At 67.2% G+C, this 26,526-nt stretch carries 23 protein-coding genes and 1 tRNA gene; 12 read left to right on the plus strand and 12 right to left on the minus strand.

Annotated features, from left to right (window positions below):
* Positions 1-13: 13 nt before the first annotated feature.
* From pgm to G6N67_RS25055, 5 genes are all read left to right on the plus strand, one after another.
* A complete protein-coding gene (pgm, locus tag G6N67_RS25035) occupies positions 14-1,648 on the plus strand; it encodes a phosphoglucomutase (alpha-D-glucose-1,6-bisphosphate-dependent) (RefSeq protein ID WP_036428010.1) in 1,635 nt (544 codons plus the stop codon).
* Entirely contained in the window at positions 1,645-2,901 is a 1,257-nt protein-coding gene (locus tag G6N67_RS25040; RefSeq protein ID WP_036428008.1) for an MFS transporter, read from the plus strand. Before pgm ends, G6N67_RS25040 begins: the two co-directional genes overlap by 4 nt.
* Positions 2,902-2,956: 55 nt before the next feature.
* Positions 2,957-3,029: transfer RNA gene (locus tag G6N67_RS25045), tRNA-Ala, on the plus strand.
* Positions 3,030-3,314: 285 nt separating this feature from the next.
* Positions 3,315-4,514 (plus strand): pyridoxal phosphate-dependent aminotransferase, encoded by a 1,200-nt coding sequence (locus tag G6N67_RS25050; protein WP_036428006.1) that lies wholly within the window; start codon positions 3,315-3,317, stop codon positions 4,512-4,514.
* Complete coding sequence (locus G6N67_RS25055; RefSeq protein WP_036428003.1) at positions 4,511-5,470, plus strand: 2-hydroxyacid dehydrogenase; 960 nt, start codon at positions 4,511-4,513, stop codon at positions 5,468-5,470. Before G6N67_RS25050 ends, G6N67_RS25055 begins: the two co-directional genes overlap by 4 nt.
* Before the next feature lie 155 nt (positions 5,471-5,625).
* Here G6N67_RS25055 and G6N67_RS25060 read toward each other — a convergent pair whose 3' ends face one another.
* Together G6N67_RS25060 and G6N67_RS25065 are read right to left on the minus strand one after the other, a co-directional pair.
* Positions 5,626-5,934, minus strand: coding sequence for a hypothetical protein (locus G6N67_RS25060; RefSeq protein ID WP_036428001.1), 309 nt, complete (start codon positions 5,932-5,934; stop codon positions 5,626-5,628).
* Positions 5,935-6,012: 78 nt separating this feature from the next.
* A complete protein-coding gene (locus G6N67_RS25065; RefSeq protein ID WP_036427999.1) occupies positions 6,013-6,528 on the minus strand; it encodes a GNAT family N-acetyltransferase in 516 nt (171 codons plus the stop codon).
* 81 nt (positions 6,529-6,609) lie between these two features.
* Between G6N67_RS25065 and G6N67_RS25070 the strand changes: the two genes are divergently transcribed.
* Entirely contained in the window at positions 6,610-7,437 is an 828-nt protein-coding gene (locus G6N67_RS25070) for a DNA polymerase beta superfamily protein (RefSeq protein ID WP_051578403.1), read from the plus strand.
* Here the strand turns inward: G6N67_RS25070 and G6N67_RS25075 are convergent.
* From G6N67_RS25075 to G6N67_RS25085, 3 genes are all read right to left on the minus strand, one after another.
* Positions 7,404-7,631, minus strand: a complete 228-nt coding sequence (locus tag G6N67_RS25075) for a hypothetical protein (RefSeq protein ID WP_036427996.1) — start codon at positions 7,629-7,631, stop codon at positions 7,404-7,406. The two genes, G6N67_RS25070 and G6N67_RS25075, sit on opposite strands and share 34 nt — an antisense overlap.
* 50 nt (positions 7,632-7,681) lie before the next feature.
* Complete coding sequence (locus G6N67_RS25080) at positions 7,682-9,070, minus strand: L-serine ammonia-lyase (protein WP_036427993.1); 1,389 nt, start codon at positions 9,068-9,070, stop codon at positions 7,682-7,684.
* Positions 9,071-9,238: 168 nt separating this feature from the next.
* Entirely contained in the window at positions 9,239-10,582 is a 1,344-nt protein-coding gene (locus tag G6N67_RS25085) for a bifunctional folylpolyglutamate synthase/dihydrofolate synthase (protein ID WP_036427991.1), read from the minus strand.
* A gap of 142 nt (positions 10,583-10,724) precedes the next feature.
* Between G6N67_RS25085 and G6N67_RS25090 the strand changes: the two genes are divergently transcribed.
* The 4 genes from G6N67_RS25090 (at position 10,725) to G6N67_RS25105 (ending at position 16,992) form a co-directional block, all read left to right on the plus strand.
* The gene (locus tag G6N67_RS25090; RefSeq protein WP_036427989.1) at positions 10,725-12,773 is read left to right on the plus strand and encodes an NADH:flavin oxidoreductase; all 2,049 of its coding nucleotides are present in this window, start codon (positions 10,725-10,727) and stop codon (positions 12,771-12,773) included.
* 184 nt (positions 12,774-12,957) lie between these two features.
* Entirely contained in the window at positions 12,958-14,043 is a 1,086-nt protein-coding gene (locus G6N67_RS25095; RefSeq protein WP_036427988.1) for an S-(hydroxymethyl)mycothiol dehydrogenase, read from the plus strand.
* Positions 14,040-14,672, plus strand: a complete 633-nt coding sequence (locus G6N67_RS25100) for an MBL fold metallo-hydrolase (RefSeq protein WP_036427986.1) — start codon at positions 14,040-14,042, stop codon at positions 14,670-14,672. Before G6N67_RS25095 ends, G6N67_RS25100 begins: the two co-directional genes overlap by 4 nt.
* 4 nt (positions 14,673-14,676) lie before the next feature.
* Positions 14,677-16,992: an FdhF/YdeP family oxidoreductase gene (locus G6N67_RS25105; protein ID WP_036427985.1), complete on the plus strand. Its 2,316-nt coding sequence runs from the start codon at positions 14,677-14,679 to the stop codon at positions 16,990-16,992.
* Positions 16,993-16,996: 4 nt separating this feature from the next.
* Here the strand turns inward: G6N67_RS25105 and G6N67_RS25110 are convergent, their stop codons facing one another.
* The 6 genes from G6N67_RS25110 to glyA form a co-directional block, all read right to left on the minus strand.
* Positions 16,997-17,665, minus strand: coding sequence for a GntR family transcriptional regulator (locus G6N67_RS25110; protein ID WP_063835129.1), 669 nt, complete (start codon positions 17,663-17,665; stop codon positions 16,997-16,999).
* A gap of 90 nt (positions 17,666-17,755) precedes the next feature.
* On the minus strand, positions 17,756-18,346 hold the full coding sequence (locus G6N67_RS25115) for a sarcosine oxidase subunit gamma (protein WP_036427982.1): 591 nt from the start codon (positions 18,344-18,346) through the stop codon (positions 17,756-17,758).
* Positions 18,339-21,191, minus strand: a complete 2,853-nt coding sequence (locus G6N67_RS25120; protein ID WP_036427979.1) for a 2Fe-2S iron-sulfur cluster-binding protein — start codon at positions 21,189-21,191, stop codon at positions 18,339-18,341. The genes G6N67_RS25115 and G6N67_RS25120 overlap by 8 nt, the downstream gene beginning before the upstream one ends.
* On the minus strand, positions 21,191-21,466 hold the full coding sequence (locus tag G6N67_RS25125; RefSeq protein WP_036427977.1) for a sarcosine oxidase subunit delta: 276 nt from the start codon (positions 21,464-21,466) through the stop codon (positions 21,191-21,193). Before G6N67_RS25125 ends, G6N67_RS25120 begins: the two co-directional genes overlap by 1 nt.
* 15 nt (positions 21,467-21,481) lie before the next feature.
* Positions 21,482-22,717, minus strand: coding sequence for a sarcosine oxidase subunit beta family protein (locus G6N67_RS25130; protein ID WP_036427975.1), 1,236 nt, complete (start codon positions 22,715-22,717; stop codon positions 21,482-21,484).
* Positions 22,714-24,042 carry a serine hydroxymethyltransferase gene (glyA, locus tag G6N67_RS25135; protein WP_036427973.1) on the minus strand — a complete coding sequence of 443 codons (1,329 nt, stop codon included), beginning with the start codon at positions 24,040-24,042 and terminating at the stop codon, positions 22,714-22,716. Before glyA ends, G6N67_RS25130 begins: the two co-directional genes overlap by 4 nt.
* A 134-nt stretch (positions 24,043-24,176) precedes the next feature.
* Between glyA and G6N67_RS25140 the strand changes: the two genes are divergently transcribed.
* Both G6N67_RS25140 and G6N67_RS25145 read left to right on the plus strand, forming a co-directional pair.
* Positions 24,177-24,848, plus strand: coding sequence for a GntR family transcriptional regulator (locus G6N67_RS25140; RefSeq protein WP_036427971.1), 672 nt, complete (start codon positions 24,177-24,179; stop codon positions 24,846-24,848).
* Positions 24,849-24,983: 135 nt separating this feature from the next.
* Complete coding sequence (locus G6N67_RS25145) at positions 24,984-25,661, plus strand: GntR family transcriptional regulator (protein WP_036427969.1); 678 nt, start codon at positions 24,984-24,986, stop codon at positions 25,659-25,661.
* A gap of 7 nt (positions 25,662-25,668) precedes the next feature.
* On the opposite strand, the gene purU is transcribed toward G6N67_RS25145, so the two are convergent.
* Positions 25,669-26,520 (minus strand): formyltetrahydrofolate deformylase, encoded by an 852-nt coding sequence (gene purU / locus G6N67_RS25150; RefSeq protein ID WP_036427967.1) that lies wholly within the window; start codon positions 26,518-26,520, stop codon positions 25,669-25,671.
* Positions 26,521-26,526 lie beyond the last annotated feature (6 nt).

Raw genomic sequence — 26,526 nt, forward strand, 5'->3', positions numbered from 1 at the left:
ACAATCGGCAACCATGGCTGCCAATCCCCGAGCCGGACAACCGGCACAACCCGAGGATCTCATCGACGTCGCACAGGTGGTGACCGCTTACTACACGCGACAACCCGACCCTGACGATGTCGCGCAGCAGGTGGTGTTCGGTACGTCGGGGCATCGCGGTTCGAGCATGGACGCGGCGTTCAACGAGGCACACATCCTGGCCACCACGCAGGCCATCGTGGAGTACCGCACGGCGCAAGGCACCACCGGGCCGTTGTTCATCGGCCGCGACACCCATGCACTGTCGGAACCGGCCTGGGTATCGGCGCTGGAGGTGCTGGCCGCCAATGATGTTGTGGCGATGATCGATTCCGCCGACCGCTACACCCCGACCCCGGCGGTCAGCCACGCGATCCTGACGTTCAACCGGGGCCGCGATACGGATCTGGCCGACGGCATCGTGGTGACCCCGTCGCACAATCCGCCGCGCGACGGGGGCTTCAAGTACAACCCGCCCAACGGCGGCCCGGCAGACACCGACGCCACCGGGGTGATCGCCAAGCGCGCCAACGAGATCCTGCGCGATGGCCTGAAGGGGGTGAAACGGATCCCGCTGGCGCGGGCCCTGCAGACCGCGCAGCGCCACGACTATCTGGATGCCTACGTGGCCGATCTGCCCAACGTTGTCGATGTGCACGCGATCCGGGCCGAGGGCATCCGGATCGGCGCCGACCCGCTGGGCGGGGCCAGCGTCGACTACTGGGGCGCGATCGCCGAGCGGCACGGGTTGGATCTCACGGTGGTCAATCCGCTCGTCGATGCGACGTGGCGGTTCATGACGCTCGACACCGACGGCAAGATCCGGATGGACTGCAGCTCGCCCAATGCGATGGCCTCGCTGATCGCCAACCGCGAGTCCTATCAGATCGCCACCGGCAACGACGCCGATTCCGACCGGCACGGCATCGTCACCCCCGACGGCGGATTGCTCAACCCGAACCATTATTTGGCGGTGGCCATCGACTACCTCTACACGCACCGGCCCGACTGGCCGACCAGCACCGCGGTCGGTAAGACCGCGGTGAGCAGCTCGATCATCGACCGCGTCGTGGCGGGCCTGGACCGCAAGCTGCTAGAGGTGCCGGTCGGGTTCAAGTGGTTCGTCGACGGGCTGATCGGCGGCACCATCGGGTTCGGCGGCGAAGAGAGCGCGGGGGCGTCGTTCTTGCGCACCGACGGCTCGACGTGGACCACCGATAAGGACGGCATCATCCTGGCGTTGCTGGCCTCGGAGATTCTCGCGGTCACCGGGTCGACGCCGTCGCAGCGCTATGCCGAGCTCGCCGAGCGTTACGGCGCACCGACCTATGCGCGTATCGACGCGCCCGCCGACCGGGAGCAGAAGGCGCGGCTGGCCAAGCTGTCGCCCGAGCAGGTGAGTGCCACCGAACTGGCCGGCGAGCCGATCACCGCCAAGCTGACCGCCGCGCCGGGCAACGGAGCCCCGCTCGGCGGGCTGAAAGTCACCACCCAGAACGCGTGGTTTGCCGCACGCCCGTCGGGCACCGAAGACGTGTACAAGATCTACGCCGAATCCTTCCTCGGAGCCGAGCATCTCGCGGAGGTCCAGCAAGCCGCCAAGGATCTGGTTAATACAGTCATCGGGTGAGCGTTACGGAGGGCGACTGTCAGGCCAAGGCGAAACTGCCTGGTGAAGTCTGGGTTCTGATCGCCGCCAATGCGGTGATCGCGCTCGGGTACGGCGTGGTGGCACCGGTGTTGCCGCAGTACGCGCGGCACTTCGGTGTCTCCATCAGCGCCGCCACGTTCGTCGTCACCGCGTTCGCACTGATGCGGTTGTGTTTCGCGCCGGTGAGCGGGTTGTTGATCCAGCGGCTGGGGGAGCGGCGGATCTACGTCAACGGACTGCTCATCGTCGCGCTGTCCACGGGTGCGTGTGCGTTCGCCCAGAGTTATTGGCAGCTGTTGCTGTTCCGGTCGCTCGGCGGAATCGGTTCGACCATGTTCTTCGTCTCCGCGCTCGGCCTGATGATCAGGATCAGCCCCGAGGATGCCCGCGGCCGCGTGGCGGGAATGTTCTCGTCGGCGTTCCTGGTCGGCTCGGTCGGCGGCCCGGTGCTCGGCAGCCTGACGGCGGGCCTTGGCCTGAGCGCACCGTTCGTCATCTACGGCGCCGCTCTGCTCATCGCGGCCGCCGTTGTCTTCATCAGCCTGCGGCACTCGTCGCTGGCCGCCCCGGCGCCGGACGACGGACCGAAGGTGACGGTCCGCGCCGCGCTGCGCAACCGCGCATACCGTGCCGCGCTGTTGTCGAACTTCGCCACCGGGTGGTCGGCCTTCGGGTTGCGAATTGCCTTGGTGCCGTTGTTCATCACCGAGGTGTTCCACCGCGGTGCCGGGGTCGCCGGGCTGGCCCTGGCCACGTTCGCGATCGGCAATGTGTCAGCGGTGATCCCCAGCGGCTATCTTTCCGACCGGGTGGGTCGCCGGGTGCTGTTGATGGTCGGGCTCACCGCCGCCGGTGTCTCGACCGTGGTGGTGGGGTTCACCGACGGGCTGACGCTGTTCTTGGTCGCCGCGTTCATCGCCGGTTTCTCGACGGGCATCTTCACCGCACCGCAGCAGGCCGCGGTGGCCGACATCATCGGCAGCAAGGCTCGCGGCGGTACCGCGGTCGCGACGTTTCAGATGATGGCCGACGTCGGATCGATCGGCGGTTCGCTGCTGGTGGGCTTGATCGCGCAGTACTTGTCGTTCTCGTGGGCGTTCGTGATCAGCGGCGCGATCCTGCTGCTCGCGGCGCTCGGCTGGACCCTTGCGCCCGAGACCCGCCCGAAGCCTTCCGCCGAGCACACCCCCGCCCGCGCGCTCGGCCCGGAGGCCGGCGGCGAGGTACCTTGACCAGCGATTTTGAACCAGGGGTAGCCGTGGTGTAACTTCGTGGGGCACGACAAACGGGGCTATGGCGCAGTTGGTAGCGCACCACACTGGCAGTGTGGGGGTCAGGGGTTCGAATCCCCTTAGCTCCACGTTTGAACAACCCGTCCTGACCATCGGTCCGGCGGGTTTGTTGTTTTGCGGGATGGTCCGCGAATGGCGCAGTGTCTGTCGCCGCCGGGCCGGCGCCGCGTACGGTGCGGAGTTCCGTCGTACGGCGGCCTGTGTGGTCGGTCCACCGCATTTCCGAGCTGTGCAAAAATCGTCGGCCACACCCCTCGACTATCTGATACATCAGTAATATATTAGAAACGACTTAGTCGCATACTAGGCGTGGCTTTGGTGCCATGACTGATCAACTTGTTGAGGAGACCAGGATGCAGCAGCTCGCACACCGGCTCGAGCGTCTGGGCACAGAGACCGCTTTCAGCGTCGCGCAGGCCGCGGCTGCGTGGAAGGCGAAGGGGCACCGCGTATATCCCTTCCATCTGGGCGATATCAACATCCCCACGGCACCGCACATCGTGGAGGCGATGAACCGGGCGATCGCCGACGGGTACACGGGGTACTGCCCGGGCCCGGGCATCCCGCAATTGCGTGAGGCGCTCGCCGACGACCTGGGTACGGCCCGCGGCATCGAGCTTTCGCCCGACAACGTCGTCGTGATGACCGGCGGCAAGCCCGTCATCACCAAGTTCCTGCAGACCGTCATGGACCCCGGCCAGGAGGTGCTCTACCCGAACCCCGGCTTCCCGATCTACGAATCACAGATCGAGTACCTCGGCGGCACGGCCGTGCCCTACCGGTATCTGCCCACGAGCGAGGGCTTCGCGATCGACCTCGATCAGTTGCGCGCCTCGATCACGCCGAACACGGTCGCGATCATCTACAACGACCTGCAGAACCCCATTTCGGCCGAGTCGACTCCGGCTGAACGCGAAGCCATCGCGCAGCTCGCGCAGGAGCACGACCTCTGGGTGCTCTCCGACGAGGCCTACTTCGAGACGCGCTATGAGGGCGTCTCCAGTTCGATCGCGTCGCTTCCCGGCATGCTTGAGCGCACCGTCATCCTGTACACGTTCAGCAAGAAGTTCGCGATGACGGGCTCACGGCTCGGCTGCGCGGTCGCCCCGGCTGAGATCGCGAAGGTGCTCAGCACGCTCAACACCAACGACGAATCGTGCACCACGCACTACGTGCAATGGGCCGGCATCGAGGCCCTGCGCGGCACCCAGGAGCCCGTGCACCAGATGCTCAAGATCCTGCGCGAACGGCGCGATGCCGCATGCGATTTGGTGAACGCCATCCCCGGGATGAATGTTGCCGTGCCGCACTCGACCTTCTACTTGTTCCCCGACGTCACCGAGGCGATGGACCGCATGGGCTACACCTCGGTCGGCGACTTCGCCGCCGTGGCGCTGCACCAGACGGGCGTTTCGTTCTGTACCCGTGAGCATTTTGGCCGCCGCCAGCCGGGCGAGGAGCGCCAGTACATCCGGCTCGCCTACTCGGGCATCGAGGTCGATGACATCAACGAGGGCCTCGGCCGGCTGAACGAGTGGATCAGCGCCAAATGAGCCGGGTCGTCGTGACCGGGCGGGTTCCGGATGCCGCCGTCGAGAAGCTGCGCCTCGAGCATGAGGTCGACGCTTGGCCGGGCCCGGAATCGATTGGGCGCGAGGAACTCCTGCGCCGCGTTGCCGGCGCGGACGCCATCTTGAGCCTGCTCACCGAACGTGTCGACGGCGAACTGCTCGACGCCGCCGGCCCCCAGCTCAAGGTTGTCGCGAACGTGGCCGTGGGCTACGACAACATCGACGTCGCGGCGTGCCGTGAGCGCGGCGTGGTCGCGACCAACACGCCCGGTGTGCTCACCGAGGCTACCGCCGACATCGCGTTCGGTCTCATCCTCATGGCGACTCGCCGGCTCGGCGAGGGCGAACGGATGATCCGTGCCGGCCAGCCGTGGAAGTGGGGCATGTTCTTCCTGCTCGGCAGCAGCCTGCAAGGAAAGACCCTGGGCGTCGTGGGTATGGGTGGCATCGGCCAGGCAACCGCACGCCGCGCCAAGGCCTTCGGTATGGACGTCATTTACCAGTCGCGCAGCGAAATCGATCCCGTCATCGCGGCCGAGCTCGGCGCGCAGCGGGTGGACCTCGACGAGCTGCTGGCGGTGTCCGACGTCGTCACGCTGCACTGCCCGTACGATCCCACCACGCATCACCTGATCGGCGCTGAGCAACTCAGCGCCATGAAAAGCTCCGCATACCTGGTCAATACGGCCCGTGGACCGATCGTGGACGAGGCGGCGCTGGCCGCTGCCCTGCGCGACGGCACGATCGCCGGCGCGGGCCTCGACGTCTTCGAGCGCGAGCCCGAGGTCCACCCTGAGTTGGTCGAGCTCGCGAACGTGGCGCTCGTGCCGCACCTCGGCTCGGCCACCATCGAGACTCGAACCGCCATGGCGACGCTTGCCGCCGACAATGCCCTCGCCGTGCTCCGCGGCGAGCAGCCCCCTACGCCGATCGGTTAGCTGATTTCGACCTCGACAGGGCGCTGATCGCAAGCGCTGCAAGCTGTTTGCCGATGTCCCGTCCCGTGTGAGCGTGAGAGGTTCGCTGCGGCCCGGGGCCCGGTCGGCCGCGAATGCGGTGAGTCGCAGCGTGAGTGGGTGAATTCAGGGCGGGTTCAACACGCGACGTCGACCACCACGGTCCGGTCGGTCACTGTGGTGACGAGGGACGAACCTGCACCCGGCGCGCCGGAATCGGTGCGGCTGAAAGTCCGGCCCGGACGGACGTCGTTGACCCTGCAATCCTCCAGCGGGGCAGCACCGATCCTGTTCACAAGGACTTGATACCCCTGCGAATGTAGTTGGCCGATTACTTGATCGGCGGTTTGAGGTCCGGCCGGCGCTGCGTCGGCGGTGTCGGCCAGGCAGAGCGACACGGCCGCAAACGCAGCCGCAGTGATGGTCGCGGCGACTCGTTTGGTCATCGGTACCCCTTTTCCAGAATTGTGGCTAGGGAGTACACGCCGGTCGCGGTGGATTGGTTCACCCGCCGGTCCACCCGCTCAAATATCCCCGAACGGAGCCGCATACCGGATGACGCCCGCCGGGATGTCGCTGCCGTCGAGTGCGAGCACCATGAGCGCATCACCGGGTTCGTCGTACCTCATCCTGACGCCGTGTCGCGACGCCGGGACGAAGCCGAAACGCGGGTAATAGGTGGGATGTCCGAGCACTGTGACGAGGCGTTCACCATGGGCTCGGGCCGTCGCGAGCGCAGCGCGGATGGTGGCCGACCCCGCGCCGGTGCTTTGGTGTTCGGGGAGCACGGCACACGGTCCCAGGCACAGCGCCGCGCTCTCGCCGACATGGCAACGGGTCAGCAGGGCGTAGGCGACGGCATCGCCGGTGCCGGTGAGTCCGAGCGTGGCCAGTCCGTCGATCCATGCGGGATCGCCGCGCAGAGCGTCGACCAGATCGGCTTCCTCGGCCGTCTCGAACGCTGCCAGGTTGATGCGGCGGACGTCGGAAATGTCGGCAGCGGTTTCCGGTCGTGTGCGCCAGTGCGGGTGGATGCTCATCGCGCCTTTCTACTCGAACCCGGCGTTGGAACGAAACGATATTCGCTCGATCGTCCAACTGCGTCGGTCTAGGCTCGGGCAATGGGTACAGCGGGGGACGACACGGATGCGACGGCGGGCGAGGTGTATGCCAACCCGCACAACACGCCGTGGCACCGCGAGATCGCGGAGGGCAATACGGTTCTGCGGACTCAGGTGGGTTCGGGCCTGCATGGCGTGACGGTCGAGGGCACCGACGACCGTGACGAGATGGGGGTGTGCATCGAACCACCGTCCTGCGTCATCGGATTGGACCGCTTCGAGCAGTACCAGTACCGCACGCAGCCGGAGGGCGCGCGGTCAGGAGCGGGCGATCTGGACTTGACCATCTACAGCTTGCGCAAATGGGCGCGACTGGCTGCCGCGGGCAATCCGACGGTGCTGCTGTTGCTGTTCGTCCCACCGGAGGAGATCGTCGAAATCGACTGGCCGGGACGTGAACTGCAGGCCAATGCCGACCTGTTCCTGTCACGTGATGCCGGCATCAGGTTCACCGGGTATCTCGATGCGCAGCGCGACCGGATGCTCGGGCTGCGGTCGCGCCGCACCAATCGGCCAGAGTTGATCGAAAAGTACGGTCTTGACACCAAATTCGCCTATCACGCGGTGCGTCTGGGTATCCAGGGCGTCGAGTTGCTCAGCACCGGGCGGATCACACTGCCGATGGCCGAGCCGTCCCGCACCTGGTTGCGCGATCTTCGGGTCGGCAAGGTGGACAAGCAGACCGTGCTCGACACGATCGGCGACCTACGCGACCAGCTCGTCACGCTGACCGATGCCGCGGATCTCCCGCGCAGGCCTGATCAGCACAGGATCAACGACTGGCTGGTCAGTGTCTACACGCGCTGGTGGAACTCTGCCGCGCGTTGAACCAGATTGAGATCCGACTCTTCGAGCGCGAACTGGTGCGTGGTGAACACGTCGACGACCGCATCGAAGCGGCGCATGACGCGGTGCGGGGCGATGCCGAAGCGCGAGAAGGACTCTTCGTTGGGCGGCTCGGAGCGCGGGGTCCGGTCCAGGACAAAGGTGAGGATCTCTCGGTCATACCAGTCGAGGCGCATCGTCGTCTCCTAGCTCCGGTGGGAAGATGTTGCGGCCGCGCGCATCCGCGTCAGCATTCGACATAGTTGACGGGCACGTTGACAGCGAGGCCGCCAGTGGAGGTCTCCTTGTATTTGGAGCTCATGTCGGCGCCGGTGGTGCGCATGGTCTCGATGACCTGATCGAGCGTGACGTGGTGTGCCCCGTCACCGCGCAGGGCCATGCGGGCGGCGTTGATGGCCTTGCCTGCGGAGATGGCGTTGCGTTCGATGCAGGGAATCTGCACGAGGCCCTCGATCGGGTCGCAGGTGAGCCCTAGGCTGTGTTCCATCGCGATCTCGGCGGCGTTCTCGACCTGTTCGGGTGTGCCGCCCAGGATTTCGGCGAGGCCTGCCGCGGCCATCGAGGCGGCCGAACCGACCTCGCCCTGGCAACCGACCTCGGCTCCTGAGATCGACGCCCGCTCCTTGTAGAGCGAGCCGATGGCGCCTGCCGCCAGCAGGAACCGGATCGCCGTATCGTCCGGATCACGCCTGCCCGCGGTCGTGTAGTGCACGGCATAGTGCAGCACCGCCGGCACGATGCCTGCGGCACCGTTGGTGGGTGCGGTGACGATGCGTCCGCCCGAGGCGTTTTCCTCGTTGACCGCGAGCGCCACGAGATTCACCCAGTCCTCGGCGAATTCGGGGCGTCGGTCGGGATCCTCCTCGTTGAGACGGTCGTACCAGTCTTTCGCGCGACGCCGCACGCGCAGCGATCCGGGCAGGTAGCCGTCGCGGGCGATGCCGCGCTTCTCGCAGTCGGCCATGACGTTGCGGATGTGCAGCAGGCGATCGTCGATCTCGGCCGGGGAGTGGGCCTCGGATTCCACGCGGCGCATGAGTTCGCTGATGCTGCAACCGAGCCGGTGGCAGAGTTCGAGCATTTCCTTGGCCGAGCTGAACGCCAGGCCGTGGGTGGCGGCGGTGGTCGAGGTGGCTGCCTGGCTCTCGGCTTCGGTGACGACGAATCCGCCGCCGATCGAGAAGTACGTCTCGCGGTGCAGTTCGGTGCCGTCGGCACTGACTGCTGTCAACATCATGCCGTTGGGGTGAAACGGCAGGATGGTCAAGGGCCGCAGCACGATGTCGTCCTCGGTGAGCGCGATGTCGCGGGCGCCGCCGAAGGAGATCCGGCCCGTCGCGCGCATGGCTTCGATGCGCTGTTCCATGACGTCGGTCTCGATCTCGTCCGGCAGATGTCCTTCGAGGCCGAGTAACACCGCGGTCATGGTGCCGTGCCCGGCCCCGGTCGCGGCCAACGAGCCGTAGAGGTCGACGCGGACATCCGCAACCTCGTCGAAGGCGCCGAGCGTGCGGAGGTCGGATACGAACCGCGCTGCCGCACGCATGGGCCCGACGGTGTGTGAGCTCGATGGGCCGATCCCCACCGAGAACAGTTCGAACACGCTGATGGTCATGGTCGCACCGCGTTCCGTGGCGAGCAGTCGGGCGGGGTCTCGAGTGAGGTCACCTTGGTCCCTTCTGTCGACGGGCCGAGAACGGGATCAATCTGATCGACATGTGATATATGAGTCTTCATTGAATCGTAGGTCAGATCGGGGAGAGCGGTCAAGGAAAATGCGCCCCTACCGGGCGGTAACCGCGGTCAGCGCACCGTCGGCCGCGGCCAGATGGAGGAACGATCCGGTCACCACGACAGGTCCGGCGTCGAGGTTCAGCGCCATCTCGACAGCGGCGCTCGGGTCGGCGACCGCGACGGCCCGCAGCCCGCGGGCGCGGGCCTGCTCGGCCACCGCGGTCGCGGGGATGCACGGTGCGGCCGGTCCCGCAGAATCCTCGGGCAGTTGGGTGCCGACGACGCTGCCCGCGATCGAAGCGATCGCGGCGAGTACCGACTGCAGATCCTTGTCCGCCTTGGCGGCCAGCACCCACGTTGCGCGGCGCCCGGGATAGCACGCCCGCACGGTATCGACCAGGGCGACGAGTTTGACGTTGTTGTGGGCGCCGTCGAGGATCACGTCACGGCCTGCGACGACATGACGTTCGAACCTGCCCGGCAGCCGGGCCTGGGCCAGTCCCGTGCGGATTGCCTCCGGGGTGAGTCGCCATCCGTCGCGATCGGCGAGATGTTGCGCCGCGCGCAGCGCGAGGACGGCATTGACGCCCTGGTGGCGCCCTTGCAATCCGAGCGGATAGGCCGTGCCGCCCACGTGCAGCACTGTCCCGGCCGGACCTACGCTGCACGAGATGTCGCGGGGGTCGATGATGTCGACTCGGCAGTGTTTTCGTTGTGCTGCTTGGGTTATGGTCGTCCGAACGCTGGCCTGGTGATGGCGTAGCACGATGGCGTGTCCGCCGACGGGCAGGATGCCTGCCTTGTGTGCGGCGATCTCGGCGGCAGTATCGCCCAGCAGCCTGGTGTGGTCGATGCCGATCCGGGTGATCACGGCGAGCTTGTCGGCCCGGCTGATCGTGTTGGTCGCGTCGAGCAGACCCCCGATGCCGGTTTCGATCACTGCGTAGTCCAGCCGACGCGCGGCGAACCGGCTGAAGGCGACCGCGTTGGTGGCTTCGAAGAACGTCGGTGTGCCCAGCGGTGTGGCCGCCACTGAATCGACCGCCGGGGCCAGATCCCGGACGGCGTCGATGAACTCCGTGGGCGACACCGGGGCGCCGCAGATCTGAAAACGTTCGAGGATCGTGCGCACGTGCGGGGAGACGTGGGCGCCCACCTGGAAGCCGTGTGCCGTCAAGATGCTCGCGACGAAGGCGCTGACGGATCCCTTGCCTGCCGTGCCCGCCACGTGGACGGTGCGCACGACATCCTGTGGCGAACCCAGGCGTCTGAAGAGCGCTTCGGCGCGCGCCAGTCCCACGCTCTTGGAACCCCTCGGCAGCCGGTACAGGTAGTCGGTTGCCTCGTCGAGGGTGCCGGCTTCCGCCGGTGAGGTGACCAGCAGGTTCGTCATACGGCAAGACTAATATACCAGTCAAGATTCAGCTGATATATTAATGGCTCGCGCTCTTGACGATCAGTTTGTATGTGACATACATTACCCATATCTTGACGTGTTACAGCCCGCGTCTAACATTTCAGAAGGTCAGATCGGTATGACAATGCAGCTCATCGACCCACTTCTCCAGCCGTTCCAACTGAAGAACATCACGTTGCGGAACCGGGTGGTCAGCACGTCGCACGAACCCTCGTACACCGAGGAGGGCATGCCGAAGCGGCGGTATCGCCTCTACCACGAGGAGAAGGCCAAAGGCGGGGTGTCGCTGACCATGATGGGCGGCTCGGCGGTGGTCGCCCCGGACAGCCCCGCGGCGTTCGGCAACCTGCACCTGTACAAGGACGAGATCGTGCCGTGGCTGCGCGAACTGGCCTACGGCGTGCACGAGAACGGTGCGGCGGTGATGTGCCAGGTGACTCACCTCGGCCGGCGCACGAGCAACTACGACGGCGACTGGCTGCCGGTGATCTTCCCGTCGCCGATCCGCGAGCCCGCCCACCGGTCGTTCCCCAAGGTCGCCGAGGAATGGGACATGGACCGCATCGTGCAGGCCTACGCCGACGCCACGGCGCGGTGCCGCGAGGCCGGTCTCGACGGCATCGAACTCGAGGCCTACACGCACCTGCTGGACTCGTTCTGGTCGCCGCTGACCAATCATCGCGACGACGAGTACGGCGTGGGCAGCCTGGAGGACCGACTCCGCTTCCCGCTGAGGGTGATTCGTGCGGTGCGCGAAGCGGCCGGTCCGGATTTCGCGGTGGGCATCCGGATGTCGCTCGACGAGGACGAGCCGGGCGGACTGCGCTACGACGAGGGCCTCGAGATCGCCAAACGCGTAGTGGCCGAGGGCATCGACTTCATCAGCGTGATCAAGGGCTACATGGCCAGCGACGAGGCGCTTTCGCGGGTGATTCCACCGATGGGCACGCCCGTGGCGCCGCACCTGGAGTTCGCCGGGCAGGTCAAGAAGGCGTTGTCGATCCCGGTCATGCACGCCGCGCGGATCAACGACGTGGCCACGGCGCGCCACGCGATCCGCGACGGCATCATCGACCTCGTCGGGATGACCCGCGCGCACATCGCCGATCCCCACATAGTCGCGAAAATCCAAGCGGGCGAAGAAGATCGGATCCGGCCCTGCGTCGGCGCGAGCTACTGCCTCGACGAGATCTACCAGAACCGCGACGCCAAGTGCGTGCACAACGCCTCAACCGGGCGCGAAGACCGGATGCCGCATCACGTGCCGCCGGCGACCGGCCCGGCCCGCACCGCGGTGGTGATCGGCGCGGGCCCGGCCGGGCTTGAGGCGGCGCGGGTGCTCGGCGAGCGGGGTCACCGCGTGATCGTCTTCGAGGCGGCCGATGCGCCGGGTGGCCAGATCCGCCTCGCGTCGTCGGCGCCGCGGCGCCGCGACCTGATCAGCATCATCGATTGGCGCCTGGCCGAGTGCAAGCTGCACGACGTCGACATCCGGACCAACCACTACGCCGAGGTCGAGGAGGTGCTCGCCGAGCATCCCGACGTGGTGGTGGTCGCGACCGGCGGGGTGCCGAACACCGAATTCCTCACGGAGGGATCGAATCTGGTCACCGACGGCTGGGATGTGCTGTGCGGCGCGGTACGTCCACGCGGGCAGGTGCTGTTCTACGACGACAACGGCGGCCATCCCGGCATGGACGCGGCCGAAGTGCTGGCGCGCAGTGGTGTTCCGCTCGAGTTCGTCACTCCCGAGCGGACCCTCGCGCCCGACGTCGGCGGGGTGAACTACCCGGGGTATTTCAAGGTGTTCGCCGAGCACGACGTCCGCGTGACGCTCAACGAGCGGCTGACCGCGGTGCGGCGCAAGGACGGTCGCCTGGAAGTGGACCTGTACAACGAGTACGCGCATGCGACGCGGCAGCGCGTGGTCGACCAGGTGGTCGTCGAACATGGCACGCTGCCGTCCGACGAGCTCTACTTCGCCTTGGTCGCCGGCTCGTCGAATCTCGGGGAGGTCGACCAGCAGGCGCTGCTCGACCTGCGGCCGCAGCAGGTCGTCCGCAATCCCGAGGGCGGCTATCAGCTCTTCCGCATCGGTGACGCGGTGGCCAGCCGCAACATCCATGCCGCGATTTACGACGCGTTCCGGCTGTGCATCGTCCTGTAGCTGAGGGCCGCAGGACTACAACTGATATACTAGAAACGAATAAACTGATATTGCAGAATGTGTGAACAGGCGCCCGTCGCCGCACGCCGTTCTGGGCGGATCCGCTCCGGACTGCCGCCGGCCGTGGCAACCCGCGGCCGGACCCACGTCTCACAACCCACTTCACACAACAAGGAGTGTTCCCATGCCACAACAAGTTCGGGGTGTGATCGCCCGGTCGAAGGGTGCCCCGGTCGAGGTCACCAACATCGTCATCCCCGATCCCGGACCCGGTGAAGTGGTCGTCCGCGTGCAGGCGTGCGGCGTGTGCCACACGGACCTGACCTATCGCGACGGTGGCATCAACGACGAGTTCCCGTTCCTGCTCGGCCACGAGGCCGCGGGCGTGGTCGAAGAGGTCGGTGCGGGCGTGGAGTCCGTGGCGGTCGGCGACTTCGTGATCCTCAACTGGCGCGCGGTGTGCGGCCAGTGCCGGGCCTGCAAGCGCGGCCGCCCGCAGTACTGCTTCGACACGTTCAACGCCACCCAGAAGATGACCCTCGAAGACGGCACCGAACTGACGCCGGCGCTGGGCATCGGCGCGTTCGCCGAGAAGACGCTCGTCCACGCCGGGCAGTGCACCAAGGTCGATGCGAGTGCGGATCCCGCCGTGGTCGGGTTGCTGGGCTGCGGCGTGATGGCCGGCCTCGGCGCCGCGGTGAACACCGGCAACGTCTCTCGTGGCGACTCGGTCGCGGTGATCGGCTGCGGCGGCGTGGGTGATGCGGCCATCATGGGAGCGCGGCTCGCGGGAGCGGGCACCATCATCGCGATCGACCGGGATCCCCGAAAGTTGGAATGGGCCAAGGAACTCGGCGCCACCCACACGGTGAACGCCGCGGACTCCGACGCTGTCGAAGCCGTGCAGGATCTCACCGGTGGCTTCGGCGCCGATGTCGTGATCGACGCGGTCGGCCGCCCCGAGACCTGGAAGCAGGCGTTCTACGCACGCGACCTGGCCGGCACCGTGGTGCTCGTCGGCGTGCCCACCCCCGACATGACCCTGCAGATGCCGCTCATCGACTTCTTCTCCCGCGGTGGATCATTGAAGTCCTCCTGGTACGGCGACTGCCTGCCCGAACGCGACTTCCCGACGCTCGTGGACCTCTACCAGCAGGGCCGGCTGCCACTGGAGAAATTTGTCTCCGAGCGCATCAAGCTCGACGAGGTCGAGGACGCGTTCCACACCATGCACGAGGGCAAGGTGCTGCGGTCGGTGGTCGAGCTGTGAGCGGGCCGCTGCGCATCGACCGCGTCGTCACCTCGGGCACGTTCAGCCTCGACGGGGGCACCTGGGACGTCGACAACAACGTGTGGGTGATCGGCGACGACTCCGAGGTCGTCATCGTCGACGCCGCGCACACCGCCCCTCAGATCGTCGAGGCGGTTGCGGGGCGCAATGTGGTGGCGGTCGTCGTGACCCACGGGCACGACGACCACGTCACGGTCGCGCCCCAACTCGCCACCGAGCTGTGTGCGCCCGTGCTGCTGCATCCCGGCGACGACATGCTGTGGAAGGCAAGCCATCCCGAAGAGAAATTCTGGAACCTCGACGCGGGTCTGCGGATCGGCGTTGCGGGCACCGAGATCGAGGTCATCCACACCCCCGGACACTCGCCCGGCTCGGTCTGCCTGCACCTGCCCGAGGCCGGCGCACTGTTCTCCGGCGACACCCTGTTCAACGGCGGACCCGGCGCCACCGGCCGTTCCTACAGCGACTTTCCCACCATCATCGACTCCATCCGGTCGTCGGTGCTGACGCTGCCGGAAGAGACCCGCGTCTACACTGGCCACGGTGACCACACCACCATCGGCACCGAAGCACCGCACCTGGCCGAGTGGATCGCGCGGGGGCACTGAACCGGTGCACGGCGGCGGCCCTGGGCTCGACAAGTACCGGTTTGACGAGAACGACGTCGTCGTCACCCACGAAAAGTCCTACGCGGCTGGTGTTCCCGCGGTCCTGGTCTCGCTCAAGCGGGGCGTGGAGCAGATGGGGGCCGTGCGGACCGCGCGCACATTGGCCAGGCTGAACCAGCGCGACGGGTTCGATTGCCCCGGGTGTGCGTGGCCCGAGACGCCGGGACACCGCAAGCACGCCGAGTTCTGTGAAAACGGCGCCAAGGCCGTGGCCGAGGAAGCCACCACCCGGCGCGTCGGCCCCGAGTTCTTTGCCGCCCACCCGGTTTCCGAACTGCTCGACCACACCGACTATTGGCTCGGTCAGCAGGGCCGGCTCACCCACCCGATGGTGCTGCGTCCCGGCTCCACGCACTACGAGCCGATCGAGTGGGATGCGGCGTTCGCGCTCATCGCCGACGAACTGCGCGCCCTGGACACCCCCGACGCCGCGGCGTTCTACACCTCGGGGCGCACCTCCAACGAGGCCGCGTTCCTCTATCAGTTGCTGATTCGCTGCTTCGGCACCAACAACATGCCGGACTGCTCCAACATGTGCCACGAATCGTCAGGCACCGCGTTGCAAGCGAGCATCGGGATCGGCAAGGGTTCGGTGTCGGTGCCCGATCTGGAGCAGGCCGACCTGATCCTGATCGCGGGCCAGAATCCGGGCACCAACCACCCCCGCATGCTGTCCGTGCTCGAGAAGGCGAAAGCCAACGGCGCCAAGGTGATCGCGATCAACCCGCTGCCCGAGGCCGGCCTGCTGCGGTTCAAGGATCCGCAGAAGGTACACGGTGTGGTCGGGCACGGTGTCGCGATCGCCGACGACTTCCTGCAGATCCGGGTCGGGGGAGACCAGGCCCTGTTCCAGGGGCTCGCCAAGCTCCTGCTCGAGGCCGAGGACCGCAATCCCGGCACGGTACTCGACCGGGAGTTCATCGACTCGCACTGTGCGGGCTTCGACGACTACGCCGCGCACATCCGCGCGGTCGACCTCGACACCGTCATCGCGGCAACGGGTTTGACCCGCGCGCAACTCGACGCGACGGCGCATGCGTTGATCGGATCGTCGAAGACCGTCATCTGCTGGGCGATGGGTCTGACCCAGCAGACGCACGGTGTGGCAACCATCCAGGACGCGACGAATCTGCTGTTGCTCCAGGGCATGATCGGCAAACCCGGTGCCGGCGTATGCCCGGTGCGCGGCCACTCCAACGTGCAGGGTGACCGGACCATGGGCATCTGGGAGAAGATGCCCGACGCGTTTCTCGACGCGCTCGACGCCGAGTTCGGCATCACCAGTCCCCGTGCTCACGGCTACGACGCGGTCGATGCCATCCGGGCCATGCGTGACGGGCGGGTGTCGGTCTTCATGGCCATGGGCGGCAACTTCGTCGCCGCGACACCCGACACCGCGGTGACCGAGGCCGCGCTGCGCAACTGCTCGTTGACCGTGCAGGTGTCGACCAAGCTGAACCGTTCGCACCTGGTGACCGGGCGTACCGCGCTGATCCTGCCGTCGCTGGGACGCACGGACAAGGATGTCGCAGGCGGACGCAAACAGGTTGTCAGCGTGGAAGATTCCATGTCCGTGGTGCATCTGTCGCGGGGCAGCCTCACCCCGGCCAGCGAGCACCTCCGCAGCGAGGTCGCGGTGGTGTGCGGCCTGGCCACTGCGCTGTTCGGGCCCGAACATTCGGTGCCGTGGGCCGCGTTCGCCGCCGACTACGACCGGATCAGGGACTCGATCTCGCGTGTGGTGCCGGGATTCGAGAATTTCAATGTCCGCGTCCGCCAGCCCGACGGTTTCGTCCTTCCGCATCCGCCCCGCGACGAGCGCCGGTTCGCGACCGCCAGCGGCAAGGCCAACTTCGTTGTGAGCGAGCTGTATTGGTTGCCCGTGCCGGAGGGCCGGCTGATCCTGCAGACCATGCGCAGCCACGACCAGTACAACACCACGATCTACGGTCTGGACGACCGCTACCGCGGCGTCAAAGGCGCTCGGCGGGTGGTGTTCTGCCATCCCGACGACATCTCCGCGGCCGGCTTCGCACCGGGCGATCGCGTGGACCTGGTATCGGAGTGGCCGCTGCCTGACGGCTCAGTGGAGGAGCGGCGCGCAGAGGATTTCCGGCTCGTGCCCTATCCGACGCCACGTGGCAACGCCGCGGCGTACTACCCGGAGACCAATCCGTTGATCCCGCTCGACCACGTCGCTCGCGGCTCCAACACCCCGGTGTCCAAGGCCGTGACCATCCGCTTGGCGCGGCGCACCTGATCGGTCAGAACATCTTGCGGATGTCGTCCTCGAATTCGCGAACGTGAGCCTCGGCGAGCGTGCGGGCACGCTCGCCGTCACGGTCGAGGATCGCCTGCAGCACGCCGGTCTGCCCGTGGACATGGTGGTCGAGGTCGGGCAGGCGTTCGTTGGCCAGATTCCACATGCGCAAGGACAGGTCGAGGCTTTGCGCGAGGATGTCGTGCAGGTACGGGTTGTGGGCCATTCGGTGCACGGTCCGGTGCACCGTGACGTCGAGGTCGAGCAGCTTCGCCTGATCGGTGCAGGCTTCCAGGGCGTCGAGAAGCTCGCGTAACTCCAGGCGCTCTTCGTAGGTGGCCTCCGTGGCGGCCCGCTCGGCGGCCAGGCCCTCAAGGCGTTCGCGCATGTCGCACAGCGCCTCGAGGTCGGCCGGATGCAGGTCGGCGGCAAAACTGCCGCTGCGCGGGTAGACCACGACCAGCCGGCGGTACGCGAGCCGTTTGATCGCTTCGCGTACCGGGGTACGGCCGACGCCGAGTTCCGCTGCGAGCTGCTCTTCTTCGATCGGGGCCCCCGGCGGGATTTCCAGGGACACGATCTTGTCCCGGATGGCCTCGAAGGCCCGATCGGACAGCAACGGGCTCGAACCGGGTTGTTTCGTCGACGTGCGGGTGGACCGCGCACCGGCCATCCGGTCACCTCCTGCGAGATACACAGTGCGACTGAACTGAGATGTCAGCGACTATTCGACGCTACATCAGTGAGCCGCAGGCGAGGGTATCTACCAGTCGATGCCGAACTCCTCTGCGGCGTCGAGCAACCAGTCGGCCAGGTAGCCCGCGAACGACGAGCGGACCAGGATCCGGTAGTCGGTTCCGGTGTCGTCCAACGGGATCAGCACCACGGCAGCCAGGCCGAGTATGGTCTGGGCGGCCGACCCGGGGCCGAACGCCGACGGGTGCAGATCCAGCGAGCAGCCCTTGGCGAGCACATCGCGGGCGTGGGCGCCGCGCAGCCGCACGGTGGTGCGCTGTGCCGAGACATCCACTGCCGCACCACGATGCTCGCCGACGACGTCGCGAAGCGCGGCTTCGAGCTCCTCACCGGCGCGCGCCGTCGACGTCACCAACCACTCGTCGGGTCCGAACCAGATCACGGTGGTGTCCGAGCCTTCGGCGCACGTCGACGGCACGGTCGGCAGCGCCGTGCCGACAACGCCCGCCGCGGCGGCCCCGCCGGGTCCGGAGGGGTCGACCCACAGGTCGACCATGGCGACGAACGGCTCTTCGCTGATCGCCGTCGACTCCGGCAGCGCCGCGAATCGGGTGGCCCAACCGTGCAGGGGGCTCAGGCGGGTGAGGGTGTCAGCCATCGCGGCGTGCTCCTTCGGGATCGACGAGGACGGATCCGGTGACCTCGACCGGCACCAGGGTTCCGTCGACAACGGCGGTGAGGGTGTCTCCGAGGCGGGCGTGCCCGCCCTTGACCAGTGCCAGGGCGAACGGGCGGGCCAGTTCCGCACTGCGATAGCTCGACGTGACGTGGCCGAGCATCGGGACCGGCGGGGGCGGCAGGACGCCGTCGGCCGGCGCCTCGATGATCTGGGCGCCCTCGGGCAGGACGGTCTGGGCATCGGTCGGCAGCAGCCCGACGAACTGCTTGCGCAGCGGGTTGAGGTTCTCGCTGCGCGTGAACGACCGCTTGCCGACGAAGTCGGGTTTCTTCTTCGACACCGCCCAACTCATCCCGAGATCCTGCGGGGTGACGGTGCCGTCGGTGTCCTGCCCGATGATCGGATAGCCCTTCTCGGCCCGCAACACGTGCATGGTCTCGGTGCCGTACGGCGTGATGCCGTAGGGTCCGCCCGCGGCAATCAGCCGTTCCCACACCGCGGTTGCGTGCCAGCCGGTGACGTTGACCTCGTAGGCCAGCTCGCCGGAGAAGCTGACGCGCCCGATCCGCACGTGTACCCCGTCGAGTGTGGTGTCCCGCCACGCCATGAACGGGAAGGCCTCGTTGCTGACGTCGACGTCGGGGAAAACCGCGCCGACGACGTCACGCGAGCGCGGGCCGACGACCGGGAAGGTGTGCCACTGCTCGGTCACCGACGTGAGCCGGACCGCCAGGTGCGGCCATTCGGTCTGCAGCCATTCCTCCATCCAGTCGAGGATCCGCGCCGCGCCACCGGTGGTGGTGAACACCTGGAAACGGTCGGGGGCCAGCCGCATCACTGTGCCGTCGTCGATGACCATGCCGTCGACGCCGCACATCACGCCGTACCGGACCATGCCCACCTTGAGGGTGCTCATCATGTTCGTGTAGAGCATGTCGAGGAACACGCCCGCGTCGGCGCCTTGGACATCGATCTTGCCGAGCGTGGAGCCGTCGAGAATGCCGACGCCACTGCGCACCGCAGCGCACTCGCGCAGCACCGCGGTCTCCATGTCCTCGCCGGGCAGCGGGTAGTACCTCGGCCGCTTCCACTGACCCACGTCCTCGAACACCGCACCCTGGGCGACGTGCCAGTCATGCACCGCCGTAACGCGTTCCGGGTCGAACAGCCGTCCGCGGCTCCGTCCGGCGAGCGCGGCGAACGCGACCGGCGTGTAGGGCGGCCGGAACGTCGTGACGCCGAGGCTCTCCATCGGCACATCGAGCAGTTCGGAGGTGATCCCGGAGGCGACGACGCCCGAGGTCTTGCCCTGGTCGTGTGCGGTCCCGATGGTGGTGTAGCGCTTGATGTGTTCCATCGAACGCATACCGGCGCCCACGGCGCGGACCAGATCGGCCACCGTGGCGTCACGCTGGACGTCGACGAACTGGCTGGCCGCGCCGTCCGGATCGGCAACGCGCCACAGCACCAGACCGGCCGCGCTCGGCAGCACCGGATCCGCTTCGCCCGCAACAGGTTCGGACACCGCAGCCACACCGAGCCCGGCCAGGGCCCGCTCGGCGGCCATGCGCCCGTCGCGCAGGCAGTTCGGCAGGTCGAAGACACCGTTGGCGGATCCCGCCACGCTCACGCCTTCGAGGGCTTCGCCAGGAACGAAGGCGCCGAGCGCGTCGTCGTAGCGCAGCTTGCCGCGCACCTGGCTGAACAGGTGTACCGCCGGGTTCCAGCCGCCGCTGACCAACAGCACGTCGCAGGACACCACATCGGGGGCGGCGCCGGAGCCGGTGACCACCGCGGCCGAAACGCGGGCCTCTCCTTGGGTTCCGCTGACGACCGCACCGGTGCGCAACGGGATGTCGCGGGCGGCGCACTCGTCGCGCAGGTGGCGCGAAACATCTTCACGCGCATCGACGATCGCGTTGATCCGGGTGCCGGCGTCATGCAGATCGAAGGCCGCCGCGTATGCGCTGTCGTTGGTGGTGAACACGACTGCCTGCTCGCCGACCAACACGCCGTACCGGTGCAGGAACGTGCGGGCCCCGTTGGCGAGCATGATGCCCGGGCGGTCGTTGTCGGTGAACACCACGGGCCGCTCATGTGCGCCTGCGGCCACCACGACGTGGCGAGCACGGATCCGCCACACCCGCTGCCGGCTGACGGCCGCAGGTGCGTCGGCGCCGAGGTGGTCGGTCCGGCGCTGCAACGCCAGGACAAATCCGTCGTCGTAGTGACCGAACGCCGTGGTGCGCTGCAGATGCAAAACCTCAGGGAACGTAGCGAGTTCGGCGACTGCGTCGGCCACCCACTCCAGTGCGGGTTTGCCGTCGACGGTGTCGGTGCTGCCGAGCAATGAGCCACCGGCCTCGCTCTGCTCGTCGATGAGCACCACCCGCGCGCCCGCACGGGCCGCGGTCAGGGCGGCCGCGAGGCCGGCCGGACCGGCCCCGGCGACCAGCACGTCGGCGTGCACGTGGGTCGCGTCGTACTTTGCGGTGTCGGGAACCTCGGCGAGACGCCCCTGGCCGGGAATGCCGCGTGCCACCAGTCCGTCGAACAGTTCCACCGTCGTCGCGAGCAGCATGGGCTCGGGGAAGGGCTGTTCGATCTGGACCAGGCCTCCGGTGTCCTCGGCCCAGGCCGAGGTGAACCCGCGCGGCCGGCCCAGCTTGATACTCGTGGTGACCTGGTGGATGCCGTTGGCCAGCAAAGCTGAGGCCAGTGTGTCGCCGGCGTGCCCGGTGAGCTTCCGGTCGTTGAAAGTGAAGGTGCGCACCGTATTACGGTCGATACGGCCGCCCTCGGCGGTGCGGAAAGGTGCGTTCATCAGATCGTCGGCTTCTGCTCGTCCACGCGGTAAACGCGCTGGAATCGGTAGGTGGCGGTGTCCCGGATCGCATTGAACCAGCGGCGGCAGCCGGCGCTGTGGCTCCAGCGTTCGGCGAACATGCCCTTGGGGTTGTTCCGGAAGAACACGTACTGCGCCCATTCCTCGTCGGACAACGCCTGCGGGTCAGCCGGATAGGCGACGTGGGCTTCACCGCCGTAGTGGAATTCGGTTTCCTCGCGCGGTCCGCACCACGGGCATTCGATGAGTTGCATTGTGGCTCCTGCGAATCAGTGCGCGACGCCGGCGGCGCCGTGCTCGTCGACCAGCGCGCCGGTGACGAATCGGTCGAGGGTGAACGGGGCGATGTACTCGTGGTCGGTGTTGTTCGCGATCGTGTCGGCCAGGCACCATCCGAGACCGGGCGTGACCTTGAACCCGCCGGTGCCCCAGCCCGCGTTGAGGTAGAGGTTGTCGTAGCCCGTGCGGCCCACGATCGGCGACGCGTCGGGGCACACGTCCACGATGCCCGCCCAGGTGCGCAACAGGTGCGCGCGGGCGAAGACGGGGAACAGCTCGACCGCCGCGGCCATCTGCCGCTCGATGATGTGGAAGGCGCCGCGCTGGCCGTAACCGTTGTAGGAGTCGACACCGGCGCCCATCACGAGTTCACCCTTGTGGGCCTGGGATACGTAGACGTGCACCGCATTCGACATCACGATCGTGGGGTGCACGGGCTCGAGCAGTTCCGACACCAGCGCCTGCAGGGGGTGGCTCTGCAGGGGGGTGCGGATCCCGAGCATGTCGGTCAGCGTCGAGGTGTGCCCGGCCGCGCACAGCGCGACCTGCCCGGCGGCGATGTCGCCCCGCGTGGTGCGCACCCCGGTCACCCGGTCGCCGTCGGTGACGAACCCGGTGACCTCACAATTCTGAATGATGTCGACGCCGGCTTCGTCGGCGCGCCGCGCGAAACCCCATGCGACGTAGTCGTGCTTGGCGATACCGGCGCGGGGTTGGTAGGTCGCGCCCAGGACCGGGTACCGGATGTCGTCGGAGATGTTGACGATCGGGCACAGATCCTTGACCTCTTTGGGTTCCACCCATTCGGCGTCGATGCCGTTGAGCTTGTTGGCCTCGACGCGCCGCACGCTGTCACGGACATCCTGCAGGCTGTGCGCGAGGTTGAGCACACCGCGCTGGCTGAACAGGATCGGGTAGTCGAGCTCCTCTTCGAGGCCCTCCCACAGTTTGAGGGCGTGCTCGTAGATGCGGGCGCTCTCGTCCCACAGGTAGTTCGAGCGGATCAGGGTGGTGTTGCGGGCCATGTTGCCGCCCGCGAGCCAGCCCCGTTCGAGGACCGCGACGTTGGTGATGCCGTGGTTCTTGGCGAGGTAGTGCGCGGTGGCCAGGCCGTGGCCGCCGCCACCGACAATGACGACATCGTAGGACTTCTTCGGTTCCGGTGTGCGCCAGAGAAATTCGGGATGATCCGGCAGGTGGGCGCCCGGCGGGACTGCGGTGGTCACAGCGCAGCCTCCGTGAGGTTCGGGTAGAGCGGGAAACGTCGGGCGAGCACGTCGACCCGGGCGCGCAGATCGTCGAGGGCGGTTTCGTCGGTGCCGGGCCGCAATGCGAGGCTGATGATGTCGGCCACCTCGCGGAAGGCGTCGAGGTCGAATCCCCGGGTGGCCAGTGCAGCGGTGCCGATCCGGACGCCCGAGCTGACCATCGGTGGGCGTGGGTCGAACGGAACGGCGTTGCGGTTCACGGTGATCCCCACGCGGTGCAGCCGGTCCTCGGCCTGCTTGCCGTCGAGTTCGGACGTGCGCAGATCGACGAGGACCAGGTGGACGTCGGTCCCGCCGGACACCACATTGATCCCGGCCGCGCGCGAATCCTCTTGCAGGAGACGGTCGGCCAGGATCTTCGCGGCGTCCAGCGTGCGCTGCTGACGCTCGGCGAACTCCGGCTCGCCTGCAAGCTTGAACGAGACCGCCTTGGCGGCGATCACGTGCTCGAGCGGACCACCCTGCTGGCCGGGGAACACCGAAGAGTTGAACTTCTTGGCCAGGGCCTCGTCATTGGTCAGGATGATGCCGCCGCGGGGGCCGCCCAGCGTCTTGTGCGTCGTCGACGTGACCACGTGAGCGTGCGGCACCGGGGAGGGGTGCAGACCCGCCGCGACCAGACCGGCGAAATGCGCCATGTCGACCATCAGGTACGCACCGACTTCGTCGGCGATACGCCGGAATTCGGCGAAGTCGAGCTGCCGCGGGTAGGCGGACCAGCCGGCCAGGATCAGCTTGGGTTTCCGCTCGTGGGCCAGCCGCTCGACCTCGGCCATGTCGACCCGGTGATCGTCCTCACCGACGTGGTAGGCCGCGACGTCGTAGAGCTTGCCGGAGAAGTTCAGCTTCATGCCGTGCGTCAGATGTCCGCCGTGCGCCAGGTCCAGCCCGAGGATGGTGTCGCCGGGGGACAGCAGTGCGGCCATGGCCGCCGCGTTCGCCTGCGCGCCGGAGTGCGGCTGTACGTTCGCGTACGCCGCGCCGAACAGGGCCTTCACCCGCTCGATCGCGAGCTTCTCCGTGACGTCGACGTATTCGCAACCGCCGTAGTACCGCCGGCCGGGATAGCCCTCGGCGTACTTGTTGGTCATCACCGAACCTTGCGCCTGCATCACCGCCTGCGGCGCGAAGTTCTCGCTCGCGATCATCTCCAGCGTGCTCTGCTGACGGTGCAGTTCGGCGGCGATGGCCTGATACACCTCGGGATCGAGGCTGGCCAACGTCTCATCGAGGACGGGGTTGGCGGCCGATGCTGCGGTCGGTCCTGCGGTGTCGACAGTCATATCGCCTTCCTGACATTCCAGTAGGTGTTGAACTAATATATCAACTGTGGGATAGGCTAGGATCAGAACGCGACCACGTCAATAGGGCGGTCAGCAGGGGATTCAAGGCCTGGTTGAAAACGGAGGAAACAGCGATGACGCTGACCGATCTGTCATTCGGCGACACCGAGGCGGCTGCGGAAACCAGCGCGGACCGCGCCTACGAGATCTTGCGCGAACGCCTGGTGATGCTCGACATCCGGCCGGGCGAACCGATCAACGACGAGCACCTCGCGGCGGAGCTCGGTGTCGGCCGCACGCCGGTGCGGGAGGCGCTCAAGCGGCTCGAGCGTGACCGCCTGGTGATCGCCTATCCGCGCCGCGGCACCTTCGCGACCGCCGTGGACATGACCGATCTCGCCGACATCTCCGAGATCCGAAAGCAACTCGAACCCACGGCCGCCGCCAGGGCGGCGCGCGCGGCCACCGCCGAGGCCCGGGCCCGGCTGAGTGCGCTCGCCGCGGGCATCGCGCAGATCGACGACGCCGACGACCCGCGCGAGGTGCTGCGGCGCGACGTTCATGTACACCGTGAGATCTACCGCGCGTCGGGAAATCCCCATCTCGAACAGATCCTGGTCAGCCTCGATGCGCACGCCACCCGGATCTGGTGCCTGTTTCTCGACCGACTGCCCGACGTCGCCGGGCACGTTCGTGAACACGTCGCGCTGATGGAGGCCATCGTCGCCGGCGACGCGACGACCGCGGCCGAGCTCACGCTCGCGCACGTCAACGGCTTCGAGCGCGCGATCCGGGCGTTGCTGTAAGCCCGCGTCTGCCACCCGCGATGGCGCCATCCGGTACCCGCCGGGATTGTCGCCGATCTGATATATCATCATTGCGACAGGCTCAGGTCAGTTGCCGAGCTGTTTGCTTGATGGTGTCGGGAAGGAAATCGCGCCGTGAGTGTTGTGGGTGTGGAAACGTTCGACGACGTCGACTTCGGCGATCTGTCCTATGCCGATCAGGCCTATCTCGTGATCCGGGACAAGCTCATCATGCTCGACATCCGGCCGAACGAGGCGATCGTCGAAAGTGACCTCGCTGCGCAGCTGAAGCTCGGTCGCACGCCGGTCCGCGAAGCGCTGAAACGCCTCGAAGCCGACCGGTTGGTCGTCTCGTTCCCGCGCCGCGGCACGTTTGCCACCGGGGTCGATGTCGCGGACCTCCGCCACATCTCGCAGATCCGCGTCAACCTCGAACCCGTCGCGGCCCGATCGGCGGCCGAGAACGCCTCGCCCATGGTGCGGGCGCACCTCCTCGAACTTGCCGACCGGACCGCCGCGCTCAAGATCGAGGACATCGACCGTGACGAGCTCATGCGGTGGGATCTGCGCGTGCACCGGGCGATTTACCGGGCCACCGGCAATCCGCATCTCGAAGACGTCCTGGTGCGCTACGACAATCTCGCCACCCGGATCTTCTGCCTGTTCCTCGACCGACTGCCCACGGTCGCGCGCCACGTGGGGGAGCACACCGACCTGCTGAGGGCCATCGCCCGCGGCGACGCCGAAGCGGCCGCCAAGATCGCCCACGATCACGTCGTCGGCTTCGAGGAAGCCATCCGCGCGATCGTGTGAGGCCGGTTCAGCTGAACACCACGGTGCGATGCCCGTGCAGCAGCACGCGGTTCTCGCAATGCCAGCGCACAGCCCGCGACAGGGCCAACGCCTCGGCATCCTGACCCACGGTGGCCAACCGCGCGGGGTCGAAGGAGTGGTCGATCCGGATCACCTCTTGCTCGATGATCGGACCCTCGTCGAGGTCGGGTGTCACGTAATGTGCGGTGGCGCCAACGAGTTTCACGCCACGGTCGAAGGCCTGATGGTACGGCTTGGCGCCCTTGAATCCCGGGAGGAACGAGTGGTGGATGTTGATGGCGCGGCCGCGCAGCGCTTGGCAGGCTTCGTCCGAGAGCACCTGCATGTACCGCGCGAGCACCACCAGGTCGGCGTCCAACGTGTCGACGAGGGCGAGTAGCTCAGCTTCCGCCTCGGGCTTGGTCGCCGGGGTCACCGGGATGTGCACGAACGGTAGGCCCGCCGCTTCGGCCATCGGCCGCAGGGTCTCGTGGTTGGTGACCACCGCGACCAGTTCGCCGCCCAGAGTGCCTGCGCGCCAACGGAAGATCAGGTCGTTGAGGCAGTGGCCCATCTTCGAGACCATCACCAGGACGCGGGGCAGTTCGGTGTCGACGAACCGGAACTCCATGCCGAATTCGGCGGCGACCGCGCCGAAATCTTCGGTCAACCGCGCCACATCGGTGTTGTCGTCATTGCAGATGAACTTGGTCCGCAGGAAGAAGGCCTGGCTGCGCGTGTCGTCGAATTGCTGATGCTCGGCGATGTCGCATCCGCGCGAGAACAGGAAGGAACTGACCGCGTGGACGATCCCCGGGCGCTGCGGGCAGCTCAGGGTCAGGGTGAAGTTCTGCGTCATGGGATC

This window comes from Mycolicibacterium mageritense (assembly GCF_010727475.1).
Lineage (GTDB): Bacteria > Actinomycetota > Actinomycetes > Mycobacteriales > Mycobacteriaceae > Mycobacterium > Mycobacterium mageritense.

Bases quoted from the DNA above. Each gene is read 5' to 3' on its own strand.
- G6N67_RS25095 (WP_036427988.1), top strand. From the start codon at position 12,958: ATGCCACAACAAGTTCGGGGTGTGATCGCCCGGTCGAAGGGTGCCCCG.
- G6N67_RS25110 (WP_063835129.1), bottom strand. From the start codon at position 17,665: ATGGCCGGTGCGCGGTCCACCCGCACGTCGACGAAACAACCCGGTTCG.
- pgm (WP_036428010.1), top strand. From the start codon at position 14: ATGGCTGCCAATCCCCGAGCCGGACAACCGGCACAACCCGAGGATCTC.
- G6N67_RS25115 (WP_036427982.1), bottom strand. From the start codon at position 18,346: ATGGCTGACACCCTCACCCGCCTGAGCCCCCTGCACGGTTGGGCCACC.
- purU (WP_036427967.1), bottom strand. From the start codon at position 26,520: ATGACGCAGAACTTCACCCTGACCCTGAGCTGCCCGCAGCGCCCGGGG.
- G6N67_RS25050 (WP_036428006.1), top strand. From the start codon at position 3,315: ATGCAGCAGCTCGCACACCGGCTCGAGCGTCTGGGCACAGAGACCGCT.
- G6N67_RS25075 (WP_036427996.1), bottom strand. From the start codon at position 7,631: ATGCGCCTCGACTGGTATGACCGAGAGATCCTCACCTTTGTCCTGGAC.
- G6N67_RS25120 (WP_036427979.1), bottom strand. From the start codon at position 21,191: ATGAACGCACCTTTCCGCACCGCCGAGGGCGGCCGTATCGACCGTAAT.
- G6N67_RS25060 (WP_036428001.1), bottom strand. From the start codon at position 5,934: ATGACCAAACGAGTCGCCGCGACCATCACTGCGGCTGCGTTTGCGGCC.
- glyA (WP_036427973.1), bottom strand. From the start codon at position 24,042: ATGACTGTCGACACCGCAGGACCGACCGCAGCATCGGCCGCCAACCCC.
- G6N67_RS25085 (WP_036427991.1), bottom strand. From the start codon at position 10,582: ATGACGAACCTGCTGGTCACCTCACCGGCGGAAGCCGGCACCCTCGAC.
- G6N67_RS25140 (WP_036427971.1), top strand. From the start codon at position 24,177: ATGACGCTGACCGATCTGTCATTCGGCGACACCGAGGCGGCTGCGGAA.
- G6N67_RS25065 (WP_036427999.1), bottom strand. From the start codon at position 6,528: ATGAGCATCCACCCGCACTGGCGCACACGACCGGAAACCGCTGCCGAC.
- G6N67_RS25080 (WP_036427993.1), bottom strand. From the start codon at position 9,070: ATGACCATCAGCGTGTTCGAACTGTTCTCGGTGGGGATCGGCCCATCG.
- G6N67_RS25090 (WP_036427989.1), top strand. From the start codon at position 10,725: ATGACAATGCAGCTCATCGACCCACTTCTCCAGCCGTTCCAACTGAAG.
- G6N67_RS25055 (WP_036428003.1), top strand. From the start codon at position 4,511: ATGAGCCGGGTCGTCGTGACCGGGCGGGTTCCGGATGCCGCCGTCGAG.
- G6N67_RS25125 (WP_036427977.1), bottom strand. From the start codon at position 21,466: ATGCAACTCATCGAATGCCCGTGGTGCGGACCGCGCGAGGAAACCGAA.
- G6N67_RS25070 (WP_051578403.1), top strand. From the start codon at position 6,610: ATGGGTACAGCGGGGGACGACACGGATGCGACGGCGGGCGAGGTGTAT.